The organism is Thermostilla marina (assembly GCF_054657455.1).
Genome location: NZ_BAAHYR010000001.1, coordinates 2,434,807 through 2,460,739, shown reverse-complemented (window position 1 = coordinate 2,460,739; position 25,933 = coordinate 2,434,807). Strand labels below are relative to the sequence as shown.

Annotated in this window: 15 protein-coding genes; 7 read left to right on the top strand and 8 right to left on the bottom strand. The window is 59.5% G+C overall.

Features of this window, described 5'->3' with window-relative positions:
• Positions 1-10: 10 nt before the first annotated feature.
• Together ACYQ2I_RS09050 and ACYQ2I_RS09045 are read right to left on the bottom strand one after the other, a co-directional pair.
• On the bottom strand, positions 11-1,795 hold the full coding sequence (locus tag ACYQ2I_RS09050) for a polyprenyl synthetase family protein (RefSeq protein WP_460166686.1): 1,785 nt from the start codon (positions 1,793-1,795) through the stop codon (positions 11-13).
• A 141-nt stretch (positions 1,796-1,936) separates the two neighbouring features.
• Positions 1,937-3,862 (bottom strand): prenyltransferase/squalene oxidase repeat-containing protein, encoded by a 1,926-nt coding sequence (locus ACYQ2I_RS09045; RefSeq protein WP_460166685.1) that lies wholly within the window; start codon positions 3,860-3,862, stop codon positions 1,937-1,939.
• Between the two features lie 168 nt (positions 3,863-4,030).
• On the opposite strand from ACYQ2I_RS09045, the gene ACYQ2I_RS09040 reads away from it, so the two are divergent.
• The 4 genes from ACYQ2I_RS09040 to ACYQ2I_RS09025 all read left to right on the top strand — a co-directional run bounded on the left by ACYQ2I_RS09040 (position 4,031) and on the right by ACYQ2I_RS09025 (position 12,473).
• The gene (locus ACYQ2I_RS09040) at positions 4,031-5,221 is read left to right on the top strand and encodes a radical SAM/SPASM domain-containing protein (protein WP_460166684.1); all 1,191 of its coding nucleotides are present in this window, start codon (positions 4,031-4,033) and stop codon (positions 5,219-5,221) included.
• Between the two features lie 388 nt (positions 5,222-5,609).
• Positions 5,610-10,166 carry a glutamate synthase large subunit gene (gene gltB / locus ACYQ2I_RS09035; protein WP_460166683.1) on the top strand — a complete coding sequence of 1,519 codons (4,557 nt, stop codon included), beginning with the start codon at positions 5,610-5,612 and terminating at the stop codon, positions 10,164-10,166.
• Entirely contained in the window at positions 10,159-11,583 is a 1,425-nt protein-coding gene (locus tag ACYQ2I_RS09030; protein ID WP_460166682.1) for a glutamate synthase subunit beta, read from the top strand. The genes gltB and ACYQ2I_RS09030 overlap by 8 nt, the downstream gene beginning before the upstream one ends.
• A 113-nt stretch (positions 11,584-11,696) precedes the next feature.
• Positions 11,697-12,473: an SDR family NAD(P)-dependent oxidoreductase gene (locus ACYQ2I_RS09025; protein WP_460166681.1), complete on the top strand. Its 777-nt coding sequence runs from the start codon at positions 11,697-11,699 to the stop codon at positions 12,471-12,473.
• 400 nt (positions 12,474-12,873) lie between these two features.
• Here ACYQ2I_RS09025 and ACYQ2I_RS09020 read toward each other — a convergent pair whose 3' ends face one another.
• From ACYQ2I_RS09020 to ACYQ2I_RS09010, 3 genes are all read right to left on the bottom strand, one after another.
• Complete coding sequence (locus tag ACYQ2I_RS09020; protein WP_460166680.1) at positions 12,874-14,880, bottom strand: right-handed parallel beta-helix repeat-containing protein; 2,007 nt, start codon at positions 14,878-14,880, stop codon at positions 12,874-12,876.
• Positions 14,877-16,190 (bottom strand): hypothetical protein, encoded by a 1,314-nt coding sequence (locus tag ACYQ2I_RS09015; RefSeq protein WP_460166679.1) that lies wholly within the window; start codon positions 16,188-16,190, stop codon positions 14,877-14,879. Before ACYQ2I_RS09015 ends, ACYQ2I_RS09020 begins: the two co-directional genes overlap by 4 nt.
• Positions 16,191-16,659: 469 nt before the next feature.
• Positions 16,660-17,610 carry a hypothetical protein gene (locus ACYQ2I_RS09010; RefSeq protein WP_460166678.1) on the bottom strand — a complete coding sequence of 317 codons (951 nt, stop codon included), beginning with the start codon at positions 17,608-17,610 and terminating at the stop codon, positions 16,660-16,662.
• 341 nt (positions 17,611-17,951) lie between these two features.
• Here ACYQ2I_RS09010 and ACYQ2I_RS09005 point away from each other — a divergent pair, with 341 nt between their 5' ends.
• From ACYQ2I_RS09005 to ACYQ2I_RS08995, 3 genes are all read left to right on the top strand, one after another.
• On the top strand, positions 17,952-19,061 hold the full coding sequence (locus tag ACYQ2I_RS09005) for a hypothetical protein (RefSeq protein ID WP_460166677.1): 1,110 nt from the start codon (positions 17,952-17,954) through the stop codon (positions 19,059-19,061).
• A 100-nt stretch (positions 19,062-19,161) separates the two neighbouring features.
• Positions 19,162-20,199, top strand: a complete 1,038-nt coding sequence (locus ACYQ2I_RS09000) for a PrsW family intramembrane metalloprotease (protein ID WP_460166676.1) — start codon at positions 19,162-19,164, stop codon at positions 20,197-20,199.
• Between the two features lie 241 nt (positions 20,200-20,440).
• The gene (locus ACYQ2I_RS08995) at positions 20,441-22,390 is read left to right on the top strand and encodes a thioredoxin-like domain-containing protein (protein ID WP_460166675.1); all 1,950 of its coding nucleotides are present in this window, start codon (positions 20,441-20,443) and stop codon (positions 22,388-22,390) included.
• Between the two features lie 4 nt (positions 22,391-22,394).
• Here the strand turns inward: ACYQ2I_RS08995 and ACYQ2I_RS08990 are convergent, their stop codons facing one another.
• The 3 genes from ACYQ2I_RS08990 to ACYQ2I_RS08980 form a co-directional block, all read right to left on the bottom strand.
• Positions 22,395-23,222: a WecB/TagA/CpsF family glycosyltransferase gene (locus ACYQ2I_RS08990; protein WP_460166674.1), complete on the bottom strand. Its 828-nt coding sequence runs from the start codon at positions 23,220-23,222 to the stop codon at positions 22,395-22,397.
• Positions 23,223-23,588: 366 nt separating this feature from the next.
• Positions 23,589-24,227, bottom strand: a complete 639-nt coding sequence (locus tag ACYQ2I_RS08985) for a response regulator (RefSeq protein ID WP_460166673.1) — start codon at positions 24,225-24,227, stop codon at positions 23,589-23,591.
• 212 nt (positions 24,228-24,439) lie between these two features.
• On the bottom strand, positions 24,440-25,402 hold the full coding sequence (locus ACYQ2I_RS08980; RefSeq protein WP_460168408.1) for a sensor histidine kinase: 963 nt from the start codon (positions 25,400-25,402) through the stop codon (positions 24,440-24,442).
• Positions 25,403-25,933: the final 531 nt, after the last annotated feature.

Genomic DNA, 25,933 nt, shown 5'->3' with positions numbered 1-25,933 from the left:
ACATTTTCGCTCACGAGCATTTTGCTTTGCGAATCATGGCATCGGCAAAATACTCCAACAATTCGCGCAGTCGAGCGTCTCTTACTTCCCCGGCCAATTCGATCGCCCGTGCTCGGTGCCTTTCGAGCAGTTCGACGGCTCGATCGATCGCTCCAACGCGGTAATAACGCTCCCAAATCTCCGCCAGCAATGTCTGCCGCTGTGCCTCCGAGTATTCTTCGGAGATACGGTCTCGGAACGGGATGTCGGCACCTGCGTACCGCGCCAACGCCCACAAGAGATTCGGCTTTCCATCCAGGACGTCGCCCCCGGCAAGCCGCTTGTTGTGCGGGTCCGGCTCCCACTCATCCAAATCGTTCTGGATTTGAAAGGCCACGCCAAGGTGCCGCGAAAAGGCTGCCAACACCTCTTGCTGCGGGATCTGCTCGGTTGCCGAAAGAATTCCGGCAAACAACGCGGCTTCGAACGCGGGCGATGTTTTCCACGCGTACATCTTCAAGATTTCCACCGGCGACAAGTCGCGGCCGGTCCGGCGCCACAGCAATTCTGCACCTTGCCCCCGACTCAGCCGCAGGTGTGCTTGCGAGAACAGCGCAACCAACGCCCCGCGTTTCGTCGCCGGAACCTTCTCGTCGGCCAGCAGACGATACCCCACGCCGATCAAGAAATCGCCGATGTTGATGGCCGCTGCCTCCCCGTACTGCCGGTGCAGGGCAGGGCGACCGTAACGGAACGCATCGTCGTCTTCGATATCGTCGTGCACCAACGAGGCCTTGTGAAACACTTCCACCGCCAATGCCGCGCAACGCACCGTGTTGGAAATGACGTCTTCCGGCTCTGCCTCGCCGCGAAGAACGCGACTGCCCGTCACGGCATCGTACGCAGCCAGCGTGATGAACGGTCGGTAGAACTTCCCGCCCGCCCGCAAGAACGAAAACGCCGGAATCTCGGTAACCAACGCCGGAAGTCGTCCTGCCGCTTGGATCATCAACGATTCGCAAGACTGCGTTTCTCTTTCGGCCTCGAAGGCCGCCGCAATCGCATCCGAAAACTCAGGCAGCAATTCGACGAGCGACTCCCGCTCCATCAGCCGCGCGGCCGCCCGCATCAACGACAAGTAAGAAACATCACCGGTGCCGCCTTCTCGATAGGGTGTTCGCACCATCTCGTACACCCAATCGAGATCGACGGAGGTGCTCTTACATCCATCCGCCAACAAAGGCACAGCCATACACGGAATGCCGGCGGTGAGAATCTTCTCCAGCGATTTCTCAAGTGTGTTCAAGCACGCCACGCCCAGCACGGCATCGGTCTTGCCGGCCAAAATTCGCCGCATGACCACCGGCGACCCTTCGGCGATCAGAACGTCGTATCCGAGTCGCTCAGCCTCTGCCTTGACCGCCGTCAGATCACAACCACCGCATCCCAAACAGTGAAGCCCTTCGGCATCATATCGTGCCCGACACACGGTCACGTTTCGCAGGCAGTGCGGCAACAGCAGCAAGCGCCGCGTATAAGGGATTCGCGTGACGCGAGTCCGCCAAAAGGCAGAACCGATCGATACCATCGCCCACCCTAAATAGGCCTCGGGCAAGTTGCAATCGGCAAGTGCCGCACGTGCCTTGGCTTCGATGTCGGCACGACGAATCGGCCTTTCGACGGGCAGTTCGGCGGCACGGCGAACAGCCTGCTCTCGGATCAAGGCGCGCAAGTTTCTTGTCGGAGGCACCTGCTTCTGCGCTGCCGACGCGCCTGAGGCAACGCGATCGCCCAAAGCCCCGTCGCTATCGCCCATTCTCAACGGACTTTCCACGATTCGTGGTCTTTCTCTGCTGTTGCTGATCGCGGTTTCAAATTAGCGCGTGCTTCCGCTCCAACGGCTATCCGGCTTACCGTGCCGATGCCGACTTTCCTTCGCAGTGCGACCTTGCAGCGATCAGATCACTTCGTTTTGCACGTACCGCTTTTTCACCGCGGCCAACGCCTCAAAAGCAAACACCAATGGGTACATTTTTTCGTAATACCACAACTTCGCAAAATAAAACCCGATGGCCGCCGCCCGGCGATGCGCACCGGATTCCACCGCGGTGCACAGCCACTCGACGCCTCGCTCTATCGAACGAGCAACCGATTCGTCCGACGGATTCCCGACCGCGGCCAACGCAGTCAACGCCAAGGCCGTCTCTTCGACAGTTGCCACTTCGCTCCGTTCCTCATGATCGAATCGCGAAGGCCCCCCTATGATATCCTCCCGACAAGCGCCCCAACCACCATTTCGGCATTGATGCGTGGTCACCCAGTGAACCCCCAATTCAACTTCGGGGGATGCGATCTTCCCCCATTCACAGTATGCCAACAGGCACTTCGCCGTCCCGTATACCGGATTCGATTCTCCGGCAACGAATTCATTCCCGAACCACAAGGGATGCCACGCCCCGTTCGGCTGTTGGCGTTGCCTCAAAAACCGGAAACCCCGCCGAACCGCGCCGAGTATCGCACGCCGTGCCTCCCGGATAGGCTGCAACCCGGTTACGCGGGCGTTCTGTTCCGATTCGGCGATCCGCAACCACGCGTCCATCGCACGTAACACGTGTGCCGTCAAATCGACCCCGCTACGGTCGAACGGTAGTTTTCCCCATCCTTTACAAAAAGTGGGCCATCCCCCATCGCGGTTTTGGAGTTCCAACAACCAACGAATTCCTAAAACAGCCGCATCGGCGATTTCCGCATGAAGCTCCGGGGGCAATTCGTCGCGCCGGGCCCAATAGGCGGCCAGCGCGAGCAAGGCCCCGGGCGTGTCGTCGGCATCGGGCACAGCTCCGCTCTGATCGGTCCAGCCCCAGCCCCCGGGCCGGGCATGTGTAAACGGGTGCTCCTCCCGGTGCTGACATGCAGCCAACCAGCGCAGAACATGTTCTCCGGGCAACGGTTCGCCGGCACCCGCGAGCGCGTTGATCGAAAGCGTCGTGGTCCAAACGGCCAAGTTTGTATCGATCGGCCACGATCCATCTTCACGGATCGAATTCCGCAAGAACTTCAATCCACGTTCGACGACCGGGTGCATTCGCCACCCCGACGAAGCGAGCGCCATCACCACGAAACCCGTCAACGGTGTCGCCTCCAAGAACCCACCGCTATCGGGCTGCATCTGTTGGGCAATGTCGATCGCTTTTCGCCTCAATCTCCGCCGAATCAGTCGAACCAGAGGATTGCGAGGGCGCAAATGCACGTCGCGGCAAATTCCCATGGCTACCAGCGCCGGTATCGCATAACTGACGACCGGTAGTCGGACGGCGCGGTACCAACGATGAGGCAAACACGCCAACTCGAACGGCAATGCCGTCACTTCGTGCCACTCGTTCATGCCTGCCAGTGCACCGGTGGTCAGAATCGGCACGACGAACGTCTTGTCTTTTCCGTAGCGACGCCGAAGTGCTTCGAGATTGCCGCAAGCCTCGATATACGCATCGGCCCGCTCGATTGCCGCACGCACTTCTGCGTTGCGCATACCACACAGTCGCAACGCCGCGACCGCCAGAATCGTGGCCGAAATGTTCGAGCGGTCGCGGTCGGTATCCCCCCAACCACCGTCCTCGTGTTGGGTTCGAAGGAGATACTCGACTCCCCGGCGGATCAGCGGCCCATCGAATCCGAATCGTGAGTCGAACGTGTCGCTGCCGGAATCTTCTCGCTGGGTTTGACGCACATTGTCCGCGGCGACACACAACGCCGCGACGGCCACCGCCGTGCCGAGCGGAGAAGACGCCAACTCACCCTCCCAATGACAGTCGGCTGTCCGAGCCGCCATTAGGTCGGCAAGCACTATTTTGTACGCGCGTTCGATTCGGTCGGTCGACACCATGCCGAAACTCGTGGGAGGACGTCGGACGGGTCACTATGGAAAGCGATGGGGCTATGAAGGGCGCACAACCGGTCAGGATGCCTTCAATGCGGGTGCGATTCGCGGTGAATCCCAAGTATAATTGGTCATTCCATCGTTCGCATCGACTCACTCGGCACCTCCACCATCATGTTCCATCGTCTGTTTGCCCGCATCGTCCGTGAAATACCGCCACGCATCCTGCTGAAGGCCGGATATCTTTGGGTGTACAAAGGCAATCGCGCGATGCGGGCGTTTCGCCGTCGCCGAAGCCGAGGCGAAATCTTTCCACCATTCCTTTTCCTCGCGTTGACCAACGCTTGCAACCTTCGCTGTCGAGGATGTTGGATCGAAAGCCATGGGGCTCCAGACCAACTGTCCCTTGAAGATGCCGAAGCAATCATCGAAGCGGGCAAATCGCAGGCAAGCTACTTTTACACGCTGCTGGGGGGCGAACCGTTCCTTTGGCCACACCTCTGGGATCTCCTCGAAGCGCACCCCGAGTGTTACTTCCAAATCATCACAAACGGGCTTTTCTTGGACGACACGACGTGCAAGCGGCTGCGCGCTTTGGGAAACGTGACTCCGCTTGTCAGCTTGGACGGTCTGGAACAAACGAACGATCAGCGACGCGGGGAAGGGACGTACGTCCGCGCGGTCGAAGGCCTTGCGGCGCTGAAAAGGGCTCGATTGTTGTTCGGGGTAGCGACGACGATTACCGCTGCCAACGCCGACGAGGTGCTTTCCGACGATTACATCCGGCGCGTCATCGAATCGGGTGCAATGTACCTTTGGTATTACGTCTTTCGCCCGGTCGGCGCCGATCCGAGCCCGGAATTGGCAGTCTCGGGCGACAAGCTTGTCGAAATTCGCCGAAAGATTCTCGCGTTTCGCCGTCGTCACCCCATTATCATCATTGATACCTACTGGGATGCCGAAGGCCGCGCGGTCTGTCCGGCTGCCCACGGATTGGGGTACCACATTGACCCCAAGGGAGGCATCAATCCGTGTCCACCGCTTTCGTTTGCTGCGGAAAACGTTCGTCACAACGACGGCCGACTCGTCGAAACCATCAATCAAAGCCGTCTCCTGCAGGAATTCGGGACATTCGTACATCAGCGCACGCGCGGTTGTGTCATTTTGGAACAGCCCCACGAACTCGCCGATTTCCTGGAACAGCATGGGGCACTGGACACCAGCGGTCGGGATGCCTACGCTGAACTACGCAGCGCAACGCCTCGTCCGAGCCACCACCAACCGGGCCGGGAAATCCCGGAAGACTACTGGCTGTACCGTTTCCTGAAGCGGCGTCTCTTTTTCGGAATGGGTGCCTACGCTTGATCTCGCGCTTATCAATGAGCGTTTTACTTATGATCTGCACCCATTGAATTCAGATGGCCTTAAGTTACAATGAGTTGTTCTCGGCTTGTGCCCGCGGGAGTTCCGAGAGCGCGTATCCGTCAGTGTGTGAATCGGGTGCGGAAGAGCAAACCGCTGCGGCGGTCCGTGTCGATCGTCGGAGTTCCCTGCGGGACGACCGCAACATACGCTGCCTGCAGACACCGAAGCGGGAATCGATGTCGGAATGGATGAACCGCCTCGGCTGCAAGCCGGCAACCGCGTGCCAAACCCTATCGCGACATGCGAGGAGTCGCCTACTCGACTCGTCCCGTTGTGCGTTTGTCGACGACAAACACACCGTTTGAAACCAAGATTTGGGATCTCACACATGAAGTCGTTTCCGAAGCCGCACGGACTTTACGACCCTGCCAATGAACACGACGCTTGTGGTATCGGTGCCGTGGTGGACATCACCGGCCGTCGCGACCACAAGATTCTGGAATACGGCAAGCAGGTGGTGATGAACCTCCAGCACCGGGGGGCCGCCGGAGCCGACGAAATCACCGGCGACGGTGCCGGGATGCTCTTCCAATTGCCGCATGAATTTTTCGCGGAAGAGTCGGATCGCTTGGGGTTCCGGCTTCCCGATCCCGGCGCGTATGGCGCAGCGATGGTCTTTCTTCCTCAAGACAAGGCCGTACGAGAAAAATGTCTCGATCTGCTTCAGGCCGAAATCGCGAAGAGCGAGTTGGCGGTCCTCGGCATCCGTGACGTGCCTCGCTCGAACGAGTGCTTGGGCGACATCGCCCGCGCCGCCGAACCGGTGATCGTGCAGGTGTTCATCGATGGTAAAGGCTTGCGGGATGAGGACCTGGAACGACGACTGTACGTGACGCGCAAGCGATTGGAACACCGTGTCCGTCGGGAGTTGGGCGAACCGGCCGAGGATTTCTACATCCCCAGCATGTCGGCGAAAACCATCTGCTACAAGGGCATGTTCCTCTCGCCGCAATTGTTCGCATATTATCCCGATCTTTCGGACGAGCGACTAAAGACCGCGCTGGTGATCGTGCATCAGCGATACAGTACGAACACTTTCCCGAGCTGGAAGTTGGCGCAACCTTTCCGCATGATTGCGCACAACGGCGAGATCAACACCCTGCGGGGAAACATGAGTCGCCTGACCGGCTACGAAAAAACGATGGCCAGCCCGGTGCTGGGCGACGATCTGTCGACGATTTTTCCGATTCTCGAGCCGAGCGTGAGCGACTCGGCTTGCTTCGACAACTGCATGGAACTTCTCGTGCGGGCCGGGCGCTCCGCCCCGCACGCCTTGATGATGATGATTCCCGAGGCGTTCGGACCGCGGTACCACATGAGTATCGACAAGCGGGCCTTCTACGAGTATCACGCCGCGATCATGGAACCGTGGGACGGGCCCGCCGCGATTGTCTTTACCGACGGACGTTTGGTGGGCGGCACGCTCGACCGGAACGGCTTGCGCCCGTCGCGCTATATCATCACTCAAGACAACCTGGCCATTCTCGCCAGCGAGGTCGGTGTCATCGAGTTTCCGCCGGACCAAATCAAAGAAAAAGGCCGTCTTCAGCCGGGCAAGATGTTCCTCATCGACACCGAGGAACAGCGAATCATTCGCGACAGTGAAATCAAGGGCAAGATCGCGCGCCAGCGACCGTACCGCCGCTGGCTGGAAGAAAACCGCATCGAACTGCGAGGCTTGTTCGCTCCTTCGCAACCGATGCAATTAGACGACGAAACATTGGCGGCGCGATTGCGAACATTCGGCTACTGCCGCGAAGACTTCAGCATGTTGATCGGTCCGATGGCCCAAGCAGGCCAAGAACCGGTCGGCTCGATGGGGAACGATGCCCCGTTGGCGGTCCTGTCGAATCGACAGAAGTTGTTGTTCAATTATTTCAAGCAACTGTTCGCACAAGTCACCAACCCGCCGATCGACCCCTTCCGTGAAGGGTTGGTGATGTCGTTGATGACATTCACCGGCAAGCAGCGCAATTTGCTGGACGAGACGCCGGAACATTGCCGTCAACTCAAATTACCGCACCCGATTCTGACCAACGACGACATTCGGCGATTGCGAACGGTGAACCATCCGCACCTGAAGGTCGAAACCCTCCAGGCGCTGTTCCCGGCCGACACGGACGAACCCGGCAAGGCTCTCGAACAAGCCCTCGAAGACTTGGTGGACGCTGCCGAAAAGGCCATTCGCGACGGCGCCTCGCTGTTGATCGTCAGCGACCGCGGCGCCGACAAGCGGATGGCACCGATCCCCAGTCTCCTGGCAACAGCGGCGTTGCACCACGGCCTGCTCGATCGTCGCCTGCGAAGTGAAGCGGGCTTGATCATCGAAAGCGGCGAGCCGCGAGAAGTAATGCACTTTTGTCTCTTGGTCGGATACGGTGCAAACGCCGTGAATCCGTACATGGCGTTCGAAATCATCCACAAGATGCACCGCGAGGGCGATCTACCCCAAGATGTCGAAGTCGATCAACTGGTCGACCAGTACATCACCGCGGTCAAAAAGGGAATCCTCAAAACGATGTCCAAGATGGGGATTTCCACCCTGCGAAGCTATCACGCCGCCCAGCAATTCGAGGCGATCGGTCTCAACAGCGACGTCGTCGATCGCTACTTCAAGGGCACGGCGTCCCGAATCGGCGGTTGTTCGCTGGCGACGATCGCCGAAGAAACGCTCGCCCGCCATCGTGAAGCGTTCCGACCTCGGGATCCCGGCGAGCTGGAACTCGATTTCGGCGGCGAATACCATTACCGCGTCGACGGCGAAAAACATCTTTGGAACCCCGCCTCGATTACGAAGCTACAGCACGCGCTGATCCGCAACGATCGCGAGCTGTACCGCGAGTTCGCCCGCGAAATCAACGATCAAAGCAAAGCGTTGTGCACACTGCGGGGGTTGTTCGAATTCTTGCCGGGTGATCCGGTACCGTTGGAGGAAGTCGAACCGGCCTCCGAAATCGTAAAACGCTTCTATACCGGTGCCATGTCGCACGGTTCGATCAGCAAAGAAGCGCACGAGACACTGGCCATCGCCATGAATCGTCTCGGCGGATTGGCGAATACCGGAGAGGGCGGCGAAGATCCCGAACGGTATAAACCCTTGCCGTCGGGCGACTCGGCAAACTGCGGAATCAAGCAAGTCGCCAGCGGTCGCTTCGGCGTGACGATCGAATACTTGGCCCACGGCAAGATGATTCAGATCAAGATGGCCCAAGGCGCCAAGCCCGGAGAAGGGGGCCAGTTGCCCGGCCACAAGGTGACCGAAGAAATCGCCCGTCTGCGGCACTCGACCCCCGGCGTCTCGTTGATTTCTCCGCCGCCTCACCACGATATCTACTCGATCGAAGATTTGGCCCAATTGATTTACGACTTGAAGTGCGCCAATCCCGAGGCTCTGGTTTCGGTCAAACTAGTCTCGGAAGTCGGCGTCGGCACGATTGCCGCCGGCGTGGCCAAGGGGAATTCCGACGAAGTGCTCATTTCAGGCCATGACGGCGGAACGGGTGCAAGTCCGCTTTCGTCCATCAAACATGCTGGAGCCCCGTGGGAATTGGGCCTGGCCGAAACCCAGCAAACCCTCGTCCTCAACGGGCTGCGTGATCGCATCCTCGTGCAGGTCGACGGCCAGATGAAAACGGGACGCGATGTCGTCATCGGCGCGTTGCTCGGCGCCGAACGCTTCGGATTCGGCACGTCCGCCCTGGTCGCCTTGGGCTGCATTCTGATGCGAAAGTGCCATCTGGGCACTTGCCCTGTGGGAATCGCTACACAACGGCAAGATCTGCGAGACCGCTTCGCAGGCAAGGCGGAATACCTTGTCCGCTACCTCACATTCGTTGCCGAAGAGATCCGAGAAATCATGGCCCAGCTCGGGTTCCGCAAGTTCGACGACATGGTCGGTCGGATCGATCGTTTGTCCGTCCAGAAGGCGGTCGATCACTGGAAGGCCAAAGGCCTCGATTTCTCGAAGATCCTGACGATGCCCGACACGTCGAACGGCTGTGCCCTGCGACGCGTGCGCCCCCAGTCAAACATCCACAAGGACCATCTCGACTGGGAGATTCTGCCCAAGGTCGAAAAAGCGTTCGACACGGGCGAGCGGGTCGAACTCGACATGCGGATCCGCAATGTGAATCGAACGGTGGGGGCCATTCTAAGCAACCGCTTGGTGCTCAAACGCGGACGCAAAGGATTACCCGACGACACGATCCGTATCAACTTTACCGGTTCGGCCGGGCAAAGTTTCGGTGCATTTCTGGCCCCCGGAATCACCTTGAAGCTCATCGGAGATGCCAACGACTACCTCGGAAAGGGCCTCTCGGGCGGCCGGATCGTGGTCGTCACACCCCCTGAATCACCGTTCGACCCCACCGAGAACGTGATCGTCGGCAATACGTTGCTGTACGGCGCCACTTCAGGTGAAGTCTTCATCAACGGTCTGGCGGGCGAGCGTTTCGCCGTCCGCAACAGCGGCGTGCATGCCGTCATCGAGGGTGTCGGTGACCACGGCTGTGAATACATGACCGGCGGAGTCGTCGTCGTACTTGGAAAAACGGGCCGAAACTTTGCCGCAGGTATGAGCGGTGGAATCGCCTACGTACTCGACGAGCATCAGCTGTTCGACACGTTGTGCAACCTCGACATGGTGGACCTCGAACCGGTCATCGCCGAGGAAGACATCAATCAGCTATACACGCTGATCGAGAAACATTATCACTGGACCGGCAGCCGACGGGCGCAACGCATCCTCGATTCGTGGCCCGCGGCCCTGGGCAAGTTCGTCAAGGTCATGCCGATCGACTACCGCCGCGCCCTGGAACGTCTGCGCGAGCAGGAACAGGTCAGCGGAGACCAGACTCCGACAACCGAGGAGGTGTTCAGTGGCTAAACCGACCGGCTTTATCGAATATCCCCGCGTCCCGATCGGCCATCGCCCCGTCGAGGAACGCATCCATGACTGGCGCGAGGTCGACATCCCGCTGGATGCCGAAGAGCTGAACCGACAAGCGGCTCGCTGCATGGATTGCGGGATCCCGTTTTGCCACGGTGCGGGTTGCCCCGTCGTCAACCGCATTCCCGAATTCAACGATTTGGTGTATCGGGATCATTGGCGTGCCGCGGCCGACAACCTGCACTCGACGAATAATTTTCCGGAAATCACCGGCCGTGTTTGTCCGGCTCCTTGTGAGGCGGCTTGCACACTGTCGATCAACTCGGACCCGGTCAACATCAAGCAGATCGAATATCAGATTGCCGAACGCGCGTTTCGGGAAGGCTGGGTTCGTCCGCAGAAGCCCGAGATTCACACCGGCAAGAAAGTCGCTGTTGTCGGTTCCGGCCCGGCGGGATTGGCGGCGGCTCAACAACTTGCCCGTTGGGGGCACGAAGTCGTCGTTTTCGAGAAAGACGATCGTATCGGCGGACTGCTGCGCTATGGGATCCCCGACTTCAAGCTCGATAAGTCGGTAATCGATCGACGGCTCGAACAAATGCGAGCCGAAGGCGTTCGCTTCGAACCGTCGGTAACCGTCGGCGAGGACGTCAGCGGTCGCTATTTGAAACGTTCCTTCCATGCGGTCGTGCTGGCAATGGGCGCCGGCAAGCCGCGGGCATTGACTTGTCCCGGCGCCGACGCGAAAGGCGTTCATTTCGCGATGGATTTCCTGCGGCAGCAAAACAAACGCGTCGCCGGCGATCCTGTGCCTACCGAAGGCGAAGGAGCGATCTACGCCAAGGACAAAGATGTCGTCGTCATCGGCGGCGGCGACACCGGAAGCGACTGCGTGGGCACCTCGATTCGGCAAGGTGCGCGATCCGTCACCCAGATCGAAATCCTTCCCAAACCGCCCGAAAAATACAATCCCGACACACCGTGGCCGCTGTGGCCCCGCATCTTGCGAACGTCGACTTCTCACGAAGAGGGGTGCGAGCGTCGTTGGGGCGTTTTGACGAAATCGCTCGAGGTGCACGACGGTCACGTGACGGCGCTGAATGCCGTCGAGGTCGATTGGGAAAACGGGCCCGAAGGCTGGAAAATGAAAGAAAAGCCCGGCACCGAGTTCACGCTCAAGGCCGATCTTGTGCTGTTGGCGATGGGTTTCGTCCATGTCGTCCACGAAGGCCTGATCGAGCAGTTCGGGCTTGAATTGGACGCACGCGGCAATGTGAAAGTAAACGATTGGCAAACGTCGTCGCAGGGCATTTTCGCTGCCGGTGATACCGTCCGCGGCGCGTCGTTGGTAGTGCACGCCATCAATCAGGGGCGTCAGGCCGCCAAAGCGGTCCACCAGTGGCTGCTCGCCTGACGACCTGTTTGCCGTAGCCTGAAGTCGTTATACAATTCCGGCACATCACTCCCCTAATCGGCGTGATGTGCCTTTTTCGTTGAGTCCTGCATGCTTCTCGGCGAGGTTGATTCATGGCAACGTCATCTTCACGCCCGGTCGCGCTGGTCACCGGATCCGGCAAACGTCGTGTGGGCAACACGGTGTTGCGTCGCCTTGCCGAACGCGGTTTTGCGGTCGTCATTCACTACCGCGGTTCGAATGCCGAAGCGCAAACAACTGCCGAGGAAATCCGCAGCGCAGGCGGTTGCTGTGAGTTGATCCAGGCCGACGTGGCGGTCGAGGCCGACGTCGATCGCATGTTTCAGACGATTCGTGAACGCTTTGGGCGGCTCGATGTGTTGGTCAATTGTGCGTCGGTATGGGAAGCGAAACCGCTGGAAGAAACGTCCGCCGAGGATGTCGAACGGCAATTTCGCATCAACACATTGGGAACGTTCTTGTGTTGTCGTGAGGCCGGCAAGATCATGGCCGCACAACCCGAGGGCGGATTGATCGTCCTCGTCGGAGACTGGGCAGTCGCCCGGCCGTATTTGAACTACGCCGCTTACTTCGCATCGAAGGGAGCCATTCCGACGCTCACCCGCACGTTCGCCGTCGAACTTGCGTCACGCAACCCGCGTATCCGCGTCAACTGCATCGAACCGGGGCCGGTCATGCTGCCCGATCACCTCCGCCCTTCCGAACGGCGTTATGCCGTCGAAGGCACACTTCTCAAACGTGAAGGTTCACCGGAGAACGTTGCTCAAGCCGTTCTGGCATTTTGGGACAACGATTACATTACCGGAGTCTGTCTACCGGTGGACGCAGGGCGACGACTTGCCGCACACGACGCTGAACGCCCGGCATAGCCGCACAGCCGGCCGTCCGAGATTCGTCGACGTTTTTTCACGACGTCAAGAACATAGCTCGTGCACTTATAGCCGAAGTTCCCCCCGCCGTCACCCACACGGCAAGCACCACCGCCACGCACCCGACGCCGAGGCGGTTTGCAGGTATTGCAGCAACATCGTGCCCCTCCCGCATCATCGCATCGGATAACCCTGTCTGCCCGCGTTCCCGGCGATGTCCGCGGCGTCATGCCTCCCCACGATCGTACGCCCCACAAGGTGGCCCTCTCGATCGCGGTGGTCGATCATAGACAACGTGCGTCGTGATAATAATGCGAATGGTCGTCGCAACACCTCGGCGGGTAGAGGCGACGACCACGCTCTTTCCTTCGCTGCCCAATGGGGCGAAGCAAGAAAGACATCACAAATCGCCGATCCCCAATTCGCCGGGCGTGGGAAAGCGATCGGGCTTGCCGTCGGCATTGAAATCACCGCGCAAATACGCCTGCACATCCAGGTCGGCACCGACGGCGCCGTTTTCCCCCAATCGTCGTGCAGGACTCGCGTCGGTCGGTCGAATATCCAACGCAACCGATCGGCTTTGTCCCCAATTCGCCACAAGCATGCTCTTCACCGGCAACACGTCGAGCGGAGGATCGATCGTCAATTCGTCGCCGTCGATTGCCGTCACCTTCCGCACGACACCGTCGAAATCAAATTCCACATGATCACCGACTCGAAACAATTCGACTCCGGAACGCAACACGACTGTTGCGTGCGTGCATTCGGTCAACCGTTTGGAATCGAAAACCGCGAAGGCGATCGGCGCGTGTTGCAAGCCGGGATCGGTATAACGCGAAGAGCCATCCTGACCGGTGGAGCGTCTCACGGCCTCGAAGTCGCGCAACCAACCGGCATCGGTAGCCATGATTTGAGGGGACGCGGCCCGCGTCGACCCCCAAAACAGGTTTCGATCGGCTTGGTAGCCCGGCACACCGCGCACACCGTACACAATGCCTCCGTGACCGGTCATGAAGATGTTTTCGAACACGCGGTAATCGCGGGCGGTCAGACTCATACACGAATAACCGGAACACAAGAACGTATTCCGTCTGATATCGGCATCACCCGCGTTTCCGTGTCCGAAAATAAGCATGTTTGCGGCGCATCCGACGAAGGCGTTTCCCTCGAAGGTCAAATCGCGTGCCTCTTCCATCATGATTGTCTGGCCGCCGGCCAAGAACAGATTCCGTTCGAACCGCACTTTTTCGACGTCGCGGTAAAGCTGTACGTTGTCGGGATGCCCCCAGCGCAAGTGATGGTGCGAGCAGTTTTCGACAACGTCCACGTTTCGTGATTTCCACGTGACCAAGAGGCCGTCGACATCGTTGTACCCGGCATCACAGTGACGTATCGCAACATCGTCGGAATAGCTGATCGAAATTCCCGCCCCGTTCCACCAAGCAGTGCACCCTTCCACAGAACACTGTTTTACTGCCCGAAGCGAGATTCCGGTGCGTCCGCATTCCCACGCACCGCAACGGCGTACCACAACGCGTTCTCCCTCCATGACCTCGACACCGTCGCGAGGCGCCCCGTAGACGCCTATTCCCTCGAGTACGACGTCGTGCACCTTTCGCCCTGCAACCAGCGAGCCTTCACCCAATACAACCTCAACCTCTGCCAGTGCCTCGGCCGACGGAGCGCATATCGTCAACCGAAAGCCGTCGCCGAGTTCCTCCACTGCCCAATCCCCCGGCTCGCGGATCCACTCCACACGGTTCTCCAGCCAGTATCGGTCTCCGTCGGAAAGCCTGCGGCTGTCGTTTCCCATATCGAATCGCACCGCACCTTGTTCCGGTACGATCTCCCGAATGGGGTATCGACCGAACGTGTTGCCGTTGGCGATCCATACGTAGATTTCACCTCCCGTCGTCGCCGAAAGGGACCGCAAATGGACGGGGTCTTCGATTTCGTTTTGTCGCGCCCGGACGCTGCGCCACCAACCTTCACGAGGCAACCGCGCTACCGGCAGTCGGCGTTTGGCGAGAAGAACCTTCTTCGGTCGTGAATCTAGACGCGCCGTCCACAGGTTCCTTCCGGCGGGTTGCCATTCTTTTACGGGCGTCCCTCCTGAAATCCATACGTTTTCCCCGGAAACGGCTCGCAGAACGATCGGCTTTCCCGGCTCTCCCGACGGCAGGCGGATACGTTCCCGATACACCCCGCCGTGAATCAAAATGGTGTCGCCGGGCTTCGCTACCGCGGTTGCCTCTCCGATCGAGGTGAATTTCGTGGCCCCGTCGAACGAAATCTTCGCCTGCGTTTCCGGCGGAAACACTTCCAAATCGGCAGCAAAAACGTCGAGCCCCATGCCCCATAACGTTTCGCACAAGATGATCAACAACACGCCGCAAATTCGGTTCATGGCCTCTTCTCCAAATGCAGTCGGATGTATGGGTTCGCGGATTTCTCGCGTTTCGGAACACGGTATTGCAAGGCCGTAAAGGCTCCGTGGTGACTCGACTCTTCCCGCTCGAGCGCCGTCAAGGCAACGCCGTCCGAGTGTTCTACCGAAACCGTCAATTCCTCCGATTGCCAGTGATGCTCCCAAAATTCCATCTCCGGGCAATACACCCACCACACGATCGGCTCCGTGCTGTCGCTGGTGCGTTCCACGGCGATACCGTCGTCGAGCAATTTTGGTACGACTTGGGGAGTCATTCCGGCCAAGGCGATCCAGTAGACACGGTTTCGATTCCGACTCAACCAATGAATCGTGGCGGGATGATGCTGTTCCCAGGCCCGATTCATGCGTGCGGTGCCCATCATGATGTCGCGTTCCAGCCGGATGTGTGCCTCCGACGTACCGAACTTCCGAACGAGTTCGCGGGGCCCGACAAACCGTCGAAAATGCTCGGCCGCATCCGTCGGGGGACGACTGTCCAAAAGCATGAATACTGGTGCATATCCCCGTTCCCTCGCATGCATGCCGAAAGCGGCCGGCCACGGCGAGCGATCGGCATCATCCAGGTAAACGGCAATCCACAGCCCGACCAGGGCGCAGTATTGCGTCATATCCATGCCGTAGGCCCGCACGTACGGCCCGGCCATGTTGCGCATGTCGGCGTGGTATACGGCTGCAATCTCCCGCCATAGGGCGTCCTCCATCGCCTTTCCCCAGGCGCGCATTTCGGGCGACCGTGCGAACCGACGCCACAGGGCAAGCCCCATCAAATCCACGCCGTAATATGTCGGCGAATTGAATTCATCGAACGTTCCGTGTTGCCTGAAACGCTCGTAGACTTCCTGCGCTTTCATCTCACCGGCACGGCGCAAGTCGGACCGCTTCTCTTCACTGCCGACGTATTGCATCAACAGCGCCGACAGGATGGCGATATTGGAATACCCGGCTCCCACGTCGCGCTGTTTCGCGCCTTCGGCCGCGTACAACAAGGCCCGGTCCATCTCTTGCAGCAATTCCTCGGGCAATCGATCGGAAAAAGCTTCCCGAATCAAGATCAAGGTACATCCGACAAATTCGCGCCAGTTGGGATCGACGCGGTCTTCCGGAACCTGCCGGGGCCACACCCCGTGTTTCTTCGGATCGGTCGGATCGCGGTACTGCACCGCCAAGAGTTCGCGGAGCATCGCCTCGGCTGCCGCTTGATCTCCTGGTGCATCCCGCCACAACAAACCCACAATTTGGAACGCGCTATAGCGCACGTCGTAGTGCACGGCGTGCCTCAACCGATTCGGGTCATCCTTTGGAATGCTTGCCAGGGAACTCGTCAGTTGCGATCGCAAGTACGGCGACGACGGCCAAGGCGGCACGTCGAAGGCCTGCAGCCGGTAACCATCATGCCCTCTGATTATGAATAGCCCGATGAGGGCTCCCAAACCGAGCGTCGCCAAGACCCGGCGTCTGCTACTTTTCTTTCGGGAAAAGAGGGGCCCTAACAGCGTTTTCACGGCATCTCTTGTCGTCACGACTCGCGTCCTTCTGTCGAAGCGTTCCGCCGCCGAATTCACCAGCATGAGCCACCCGATTATGATACAAGCGAGGACGACTTGCCAAACGCTCTCGGGCGATCATCATCGCGAAAAGAGAATTCCGTCCCGATCGGCGTCGCAGGACGCGAGTCACAGCTAGCGAGATGGTGACCGCAAATACGATCGGCAACATCTCCGTTGCCGATCAGCGGGGCTATTCGACGGCAACAGGAGCGGTGCGTCGGAGGATACGACGGCGAATCTCCATCAGCGTCGGACCACGACGTAACGGTTGAACTTCGGCTGATTCGTCGGCCTCGAGTTTCGAAGAATCAGTTCTCGCCGTGCCGCCGAACAACTTCGCGGCTCCGCCCAGCAACCCGCCAAGGCCGCCGGCCGGTTGCGAGGGAACGGTCGGCGCCGACGAAGGGGAGGGGGGGCCACCCCGGATCCCTTCGGAGTCGTCGCCGGCATCGGTCTCCGAAACCTTCGCCTCGTTCGGCTTGGCCGAATGGTCGTTTTCCGTCGGAGCCGACAAATCGGGAGCGGCTTGCTCGGGCGACACGAGAGCCGGTTTCAGCATGGGACCGCTAGACGGGACGTTTTCTGCCGTCGGCGACTGCTCGGTTTTCGGTGAGGACGGCACGGGATAAGGTTGCAGAGCAAACGGTGCAGGTTCATCCGGCGGCAACGCTCCCGGAGCAGGCATCGTCGGTTCGGGTATCAGCCCCTCGACAGCGGGAATCTCGCCCTCCAACATCTGTCGCAATCGCGACAACACGGGGCGGCGTTCCGGGTTTGGTTGCCCAGGCCCATAGACCGGTCCCGGCACGGCAGCCCCCTCCAACAACGGAGCCGGGACGATTTGTGAAGGCGGACCGGCCCTCTCATCGCCACGGCGCAACGCCTCGCGGCGACGTCGAATCCGCTCAAGCAGCCCGCCACGCGGTCGGTCATCCTCCGCATTCGGCTGCGCAACCGGCGTGTTTCCTAGCGGAACCAGACGAAGCGGCGGCCCGTCATTGGAATCGGCCGCAAAGCGAAACGGGGACGGCTCTCCGGCGATCGCGTACACCGCGAACACAGCTAGAAAGCCCGTGATTGCGGCGCAGATCGTCGCTCCACGTGCGGCAATCCAAGGGAAGCGTCTGTGATGGGGTGTCATGAGCCTTACTCCCTGACGAAAAAGTGGGCATTCCGCGTCGGCACGGATCATCCTTCCGCCGACTGTTCGCATTGTAGCGATCCACCATGAGAATCCAACGGCAAAATCGCCGATGCGGAGTTCCCGAGTCGTCCATAACATCCGATTTTATCCCGACTTGCGGTCGCAAATCTCGAACGGCTACGATCTTCCCAACGGCCCGTAAACGTCGTATATTGGGCGAATGTTCGATGGGTAAGATCATGCTCGCCTTGCACCGTCGGAAGAGGTGAGCGGTGGGCGATCGACTCTCGTCCCGAACCGGAACGGGAATCGCAGGTTTTCTCGAGGCGAATCATCTCATGACAGATCCGAAACGCAGCCACTGGCAATCTTTGGCCCAATCCTTGGGCCTTCCGGTTGAGCAAACCACCCGATCGGAGGACGCACAGTCCGATCAGCAGCTCGACTCGCCTTCTGATCAAAACGGAGAGATCGATAACGGCGTTGAGGATTCGCAGGCGTCTGCCGAGCCGGAGACGGAAGTGAACGCTTCCTCCACGGATTCGCCCTATCCCGTATCGAAGGCATGGAAGGAGCCGACGTCGGCACCGCGTCCTGCGGCTTCGTGGGTAGACGTTCACCGCAGCCTCGGGCTCGAACCGCCGCCGGAACTGTTGCAAGCAGCCGAAGCGGTCGAAGAAGCGCCGCAAGAACCAGCTGCCGTAATGCCGGAGGAACCCGCAGAAGAAGCTCTCGCTGACTCGGATGCAACGGCCGACCTGAGCGAGGTCCTCAGTCCGGTTTCGGCAAGCACTGAGCTTCTCGATTACGAAGAACCACCTCTCGTTGCCACCGTCTCGCCCGATTTGCCGGAGGACACCCCTGTGGTCGAGGCGTCGGTGCTGCCACCCGGTGATTGGCACACGGAAGAGTCGGCCTCCCCTTCCATTCCAGAATCGCGGGAGAGCGAAGCGCTCACACCGGTCGACGCCACCGCCGTGGAGTTCTACGACGAGGAATCCGCATTCAAAGCATCGACCTTGTTCGATGAAGACGACCTTCCGAGCGTGCGACCGCGAAAGAAGCGACGACGATCTCGCCGGCGCAAGAAGGTGGTCCCTGTCGAGGAAGACGTAGAACCCATCGTGCCTCCCCCGAGTGTCGATGAAATCGAAACGATCGACGAGCTCGACACGTCGGAGTCGGGCGACGAGTCCTCTTCTGAAGAAGTGCAAGAGTCCCCGTCCGGGAATTCATCTGAACGGAAATCGCGACGGCGAAAGCGATCAAAATCATCGGCGACTTCCGATGCCGACCGCGAGGAAAAGCAAGAGAAAGCCGGCGACAAACACCGTGGAATCCCCACGTGGTCGGAAACGGTGGGCGTCGTGATCGAATCGAACATGAAATCGCGGGAAGGGCAAGAGAACAAGAAGTCGCAGAGCGGACGACGACGGCGACGGCGCTAACCTCCGGTTCTCGGCCTCTCGCGACCGAGATTAGGTTGCGCCTACCGACCGTCACCTCGCATCCGGGTGAAACTGTCCGCTCCCATCGTTCGAGGTCGCTATGGGCGTGTTTTTTACCACGCTATCGGCGATCGCCGCCGCATCGATTCCGCTGCGATTCTACTACTGGCTGGATCGCCGGCGCAAGGATCCGGTTTACCTTCTCGGAGGTTCCTGGGCGTGGGGGTGCGTTGCCGGCGCGTTGACACTGTTGATCCTGGCTGTTTTCATGCCGTGGCATGTCGCCGGACGCATCGAAAGCATCGCCCTGCGATCGCCATGGTGGTATCTTCTCGCCGGGACGGTGATTTCGGAATCGGCCAAAGCCGTCGCGTTGGTTGCACTGTGGTGGATGGCCCGTCGAAGTTTCCAACGTCCTCTTGACGGCATCGTTCTGGCAGGCACGCTCGCAGCCGGCTTCGCTGCCACCGAAAACGTATTCTACCTACAGCTGAGCCTTGCGGAGGGCGGAGCCGTCGAAGCACTCCGTGTGTTTGCCTTTCGATGCCTGGCGGGTGTGTTCGGTCAACCGCTCGGCACTTTGGTAATCGGCGTGAGCTTGGTCTCGGCAGGCGGCAAACCTCGACGCCGACAGATTCGGAGCCTGGCTCTCGCCTGGGCCGCGGCGATCGTCATCCGCCTGGTCCGCAACCTATTGGTGTTACAAACAGCCAGATCCGGCAACCATGATCCACTTGCGGGCGCTGCCTTGGTCGATTTGTCGGCATGGGTTTTCATGGGCGGTTTGGCAACCTACGTGGTGTACCGCGAACATCGGCAGATCGTGAAGTGTCTTCCCAGGGAAATCGAAGCCGGTACTCTTTCGCGCACCAGCTTCCGAATGCTCTCCTCACCCGTGCGGTACGCGGGATACCGCATCCAGACGCTGATCCCCTTCGTCAAACCGCGAAACCATCGTTTCCTTGAATTGTTCGCCGAGCTTGCCGATATCCCCGACGACGAGGGCGACAATCGCAAAGATCGAACGCAAGAGGACGATGGCAGTGGGGCCGTGCGCGCCTCGCACGACTCTTTCGAGAACAGACCCGCTATTGAAAGAATTCGGCGCGAGTTGGCCGCGGAAGGGCAACGATTCTAAAATACTCTCACCGTGCGGCATTTCCCGGACGACGCTGCATTCGACTGTAGTGTTTGCCGTTGTCCCCCTATTCACCGGGAGCCCCACCATGCCTTTCGCAACTCGCCTGTCTATTTTACCGCTCGCCTTCCCCGCGAAGAATGTGCAAACAAGCCTAGGCATTTCGGTCCTCGCGGGAATACTTGCGGTGACGGCCTTTCTGCCACCATGTTCAGTCTACGGCCAATCGGGAGGCTCCCCAATGTCGCCGTTCCCAATGCAAATGCCGGCCCCGGATCTTCCGAACGACCTTGAATGGCTGAATACGTCGGCTCCTCTCGACTGGCGTGATCTGCGCGGTAAATTCGTTCTGCTCGATTTTTGGACGTATTGTTGTATCAACTGCATGCATATCCTTCCGGAACTGGCCAAGCTCGAAGAGGCCTATCCGAACGAGCTTGTCGTCATCGGTGTGCATTCGGCCAAGTTCTCCGGTGAACGCGAAACGGCCAATATCCGCGAAGCCGTTCAGCGCTACGAGATCCGCCATCCTGTGATCAACGATCACGACATGCGACTCTGGCGGCGATTCGGGGTGTCTGCTTGGCCTACATTAGTTCTCATCGATCCGGTCGGGCGAATCGTCTGGGCGCGTAGCGGCGAACAAACCTTCGAAACACTCGATTCGATATTACGCAAGGCCATACCGTATTATCGTCGGCAGGGGATCCTGGATGAGCGTCCCATTTACTTTTCTCCAGAATCGGAACACCTCACGGAAACACCGCTTCGGTTTCCGGGAAAGGTGATTTACGACGCCTCGTCGGAGCGGCTCTTCATCGCCGACAGTAACCACCATCGAATCGTCGTCACACGCGCCGACGGCAGACTACTCGAGATCGTCGGCTGCGGCCGAAAAGGGCGACAAGACGGTTCGTTTGAAACGGCTGAGTTCTCCCATCCCCAGGGAATGACGTTGTTGGACGGTGCGTTGTACATCGCCGATACCGAGAACCACCTGATCCGAAAGGTCGATTGGCAAACTCGTCGAGTCTCGACCGTGGCCGGTACGGGAGAGCAGGCCCGGAGCCAATCACTGCTGGTCCCAGGCAAAGCAACGTCCGTCGCCTTGAACAGTCCGTGGGATTTGTATGCCGCCGAGGAGCGCATCTTCGTCGCCATGGCCGGTGCACACCAGATTTGGCTTTTCGATCCGGGAAAGGGCCGAATCGGCCCGTACGCCGGCAACGGGCGAGAAGACATCGTAGACGGTCCGCTTCTGCCGCCGCGTCCCTATCTAACCGGCTATTCGTCGTTTGCGCAACCCAGCGGCCTCAGCGCCGACGGCCGTAGCCTGTATGTGGCGGACAGTGAGGGAAGCTCCATTCGAATCGTCCCTTTGAACGGTCGCGGTGACGTACAAACCCTGCTCGGCACGGCGCACCTTCCAAGTGCACGGCTGTTTACCTTCGGCGACGTCGACGGCCCGTTCGATCGTGCGCGGCTTCAGCATCCCTTAGGCGTCGTGTATCACGAGGGAAAGGTGTACGTCGCCGACACGTACAACGACAAGATCAAAGTCATCGACCCGTCCTTGCAATCTGTTCGCACGATTGCCGGAAACGACGCCTCTCTTTTTCGCGACCCACCTGCCCGCTTCAACGAACCGGCCGGCTTGGCACTCGGCCCCGATTGCCTGTTCGTTGCGGACACCAACAACCACGTGATTCGGAAAGTGAGCCTCCAGCCTCCGTACCAAGTAACGACGCTAGAGATCCAAGGCTTGACCCCACCCGCCCCCGCCGCCGACGGTGTTCCCAAGTGGGCCGAAGTCGCCCAGCGCGAGGCGACCTTGCTTCCCGAAACAGTCGTCGCGAAGGGCAAGGCTGTGCCGATTCGCCTCCTCATCGACGTGGGGCCGACGATCGAACTCAACCCTCAAATTCCAATCGCCGTAGAAACGTGCTTCGAATCGAACGAGGGAAAGCTTCTCGTCGGGCCGGTCTTCAAGCTTTCGAATGCCGCAGACCCCGTGTCGATCGTAGTCCCCGATACCGTCGTTCCGCGTAGACTTCTTCTGCAAATCACCTGTTTCTGGTGCGACAAGGGCAGTCGAGTCTGCCGCATGACGTCACGGCGTTACATCGTCCCCGTGACCCTCGCCCAAGATGCCGGTCCTGCCACTGTAACGATCGACGTTGCCCTCCCATAGTTGCTCACGATGAAACGGTGTTTCGACGTGCGCGGCGCAATTCGCCCGGCAAACGCCGGCACAAGAACATGGCATCGGCAAAGTACCGAGGCCCCAACCGGCGAGGTTCGGTGAGCAGACGGTACATCCATTCGAGTCCTAAGCGGCCCAACCATCCCGGCGCGCGACTCTTCCGACCGCACACGAAATCGAACGATGCACCGACTTGGACGGCCACCGGAACGCCCGTCGCGGTGTGCCAATCACGCAACCAAAGTTCACCTTTCGGTTGCCCGAGCGCGGCAAACAGCAATTCGGGACGTGCCTCGCGAATCCGTGCCGCAATGGCCTCGTTGGTCATCCGATCGTCCAAACGAATCGTCGGCGACTCGGTTCCGACCACGCGCAGTGTCGGATAACGACCCTGCAATACGGCGGCCGCCTCCTCTGCAACCCCCGGTCCTCCGCCGAGAAGGTAAATCGACCATCCCCGATCGGCACACAGCGCCGACAACGCCCAGATCAAGTCGGCACCGGTCACCCGTTCAGGCAACGGAGTTCCCAGCAAGCGAGACAGCCACACCAAGGGCATCCCGTCGGCCGTCAAGAAAGCCGCCTGCCGATTCACTGCCTGTAGCTCCGGCAGCCGGTCGCTGAGCATCGCGTAATGCAGATTCGCCGTGATGAAGAACTGCGGACGCCCCGCCCGAATCAACTGCTCAACGGCTTCAACGGTCCGGCGAAAATCCATGCACGCCAGCGGGAGTCCCAGCACCCGGCAGGTTTCCACACGCAACGTTTCGGTGGAAGGATTGTCCGGCGAGGCTTCCGGAACCGCAATCTCAACTTTCAAAGTCGCCGCTCCTGATTTCGGTCCGCCGCCGTAAAAGTCCGGCGCATTCGTTTTCGGATCGTCATCAGAAGTATGGCCTACGGCCTTCCCGCCAAATCCGCTTGCTGGCCGTCGGTGTGCTGTTCCCACGCAGAAGCTTCGCGGACGGCAACGGTCATGACGATTCTAGCGGAGCATCCTCGGCCGATGTCATCGGCGCCATGTCATCGTTCGCGTACAAACGGTGTGTTCCCGGGGCCAAGAAACTCCGACAGAGTGACAATGTAACGGCCCCCGCGCTCCGGCAACAACGTAACAGGCGAGCCCCGCCGGCAGATTTCTCAATCGTTCAGCATTTCGCAACGGCAGGCGTAAGACGCACATCTCTTACACAAGCTGCTTCCGCACGGCCCACACCGCCGCCTGCGTTCGATCCGAAACACCGATTTTGCGAAGAATGTGTTGCACGTGCTCCTTGACCGTTTCATAGCTGATGTTCAACGCCATGGCGATTTCCTTGTTGGTCAACCCGTAGGCCAACTGTCGAAGGACTTCGCTTTCGCGCTGGGTCAACGGCACTTCAACATCAGCACCCAAACGCGGAGTTGCCAGTGCGCCCGTCACCCGTCGGAGTTCATCGCGAGTCCACACGTTTTCTCCGGCGGCCACGCGGCGGATGGCGTCGACCAACTCCTCCCGCGAGCACCCTTTCAAGAGATAACCGTTCGCTCCCAAGGCCACCGAACGCGCGATGTAGGTGGGGTTGTCGAACGTCGACAACATCAAGACGGGCATCGACTGTTTTTCAAGCTTGATGCGTCCCAACGCGTTGAGCCCGTCGCCCTTGGGCATACGGATATCCAGCAGCACGACGTCGATATCGTCTCGTTCCAACGCGTGGCGAACCGCCTCTTCGCCGGTACCGACTTCGGCCACGATCTCAATCTCGCTGCCGGCGAGCATCGATCGCAGACCGGTCCGCACGACCTCATGATCGTCAGCGATCAACAGTCGGATTTTTTCCATTTGCTCATCTCCCCACAATCAGGTAATCAGCTTCCCGCCTGGCGAGGGTCATCCCAAGTTGTCTCGTCCACCGGCTACCATGTCCCGCCTCAGCGCGTCTAATTAGGAAACGAAATACGCAACCGAGCCCGTACACTCGCTCGCGAGAATGCCTCCTGAGTTCTCTGTCCGCTCCACACTTGTCGGGTAGTAAATGCCCTCGGCGCTGTACCTCATTTCGGCTTTCGCCGTGTACGAGGCAACCGAATCCGCACCGTTGTTCCTTCTCCCGGCGCCGAATCAATCTCCAGGCTCCCTTCCAACATCCCGGCCCGAACCCGCATTCCCCTCAATCCGAAGTGATCGCTATCCACTCGATCGGCCTCAAAACCTACGCCGTCATCGACGATGCGCACTTCCACACTCCTCTCATCGTCCATGACCACCACACTCGCCGATTCGGCCCGACTGTGCTTCCGCACGTTCGCCAACCCTTCTTGAACAAGCCGCAAAACAATCCGATCAACGACTCGATCTCCCAACGTCGGCTCTGCGCAACGCCAGTCTATTACCGTGCGGATTCCCTCTGCCTCGAGTTCACCCGCCAAATTCTCAAGACATCCCTGCAACGACTTTCGCTCCAATTCGTCCGGTTGCAACTCACGAATCAACTCGCGACTTGTCCGCATCGCTCGTGCGACCAACCGTCGGACGCGAAGCAAACCTCGGAAAAACTCCGGCTTCTTCTCGGCCAATTCCATCGCATCGGGATGGTCGAACAGCGTATCTACCCCTAACAGGGCAGCCAACGCATCTTGGGCAACGGTGTCATGGATCTCGTATGAAATGAGTTCCCTCTCGCGCCGAGACGATTTCAGCTCGCGCCGAAGCGCCTTGTTTTCCCGCAATAAATCGGCGACCACCGCCGACTTTTCCGGCAACGGGGTCGCGATAACCCAAATCACCGTATCGGCCGGTTCTACGACGACGCTCCAAACTTGGTCGTTCGGCGCGTCGATCAGGAATCTCGCCGATTCACCGCGCCGAACGGCAGTCAACTCGTCGACCGCGTGGGGCCACGGCGCAAACCAATCGTCGATCGACTCCCACGACTGCTTGCGCTCGACTTCCGAGAATTCGGCCCACAACTGATCGGGATCGCCGAATACCGAAAGGACTTTACCGTTTTGTCCCACCTTCCACAAAACGGCACGCTGCGACTGCCTTGCGAAAACTGCGTCCCGCTTTCTGCTGTGGTCGGGGCACGGTGTGGCCTCCCCGGACCTTCGAGTCAGGCCCGCAGCGACCTCATCGCCAAGCACCTGACGCAATAGGACACTCAGGGAATCACGCCTTTTTCCGCCCGAAACCGAGACGTTCCCAAGTCGCACCCGTTCCACACCGATGACACGCCGTTCATCCACTTCCGAATCTGCTCGGAATACCTCAGAACCATTGCGAGCGCCCGATTGTTGCCCACCGGTTCTCCTGGGAAGCGTGTCGCGGTGCATGGATGCTCTACTCCGGGAAGCGTTCCTTGGGTTGGCGCAATTCCTCGGGTTTCAACTGACCCTGCCCCGGACCAAATGACTCGATAACACTCTGCCTCAAAACGACCACCAGGGAGCGCAGAAGATATATGTTTTTTGCCCCCTAAATCACCGATCCACCAACCTCTCTCGTTGTCCTGCCGTTTTCTGGGGAACCTTACCCCCCATACTAGTCAA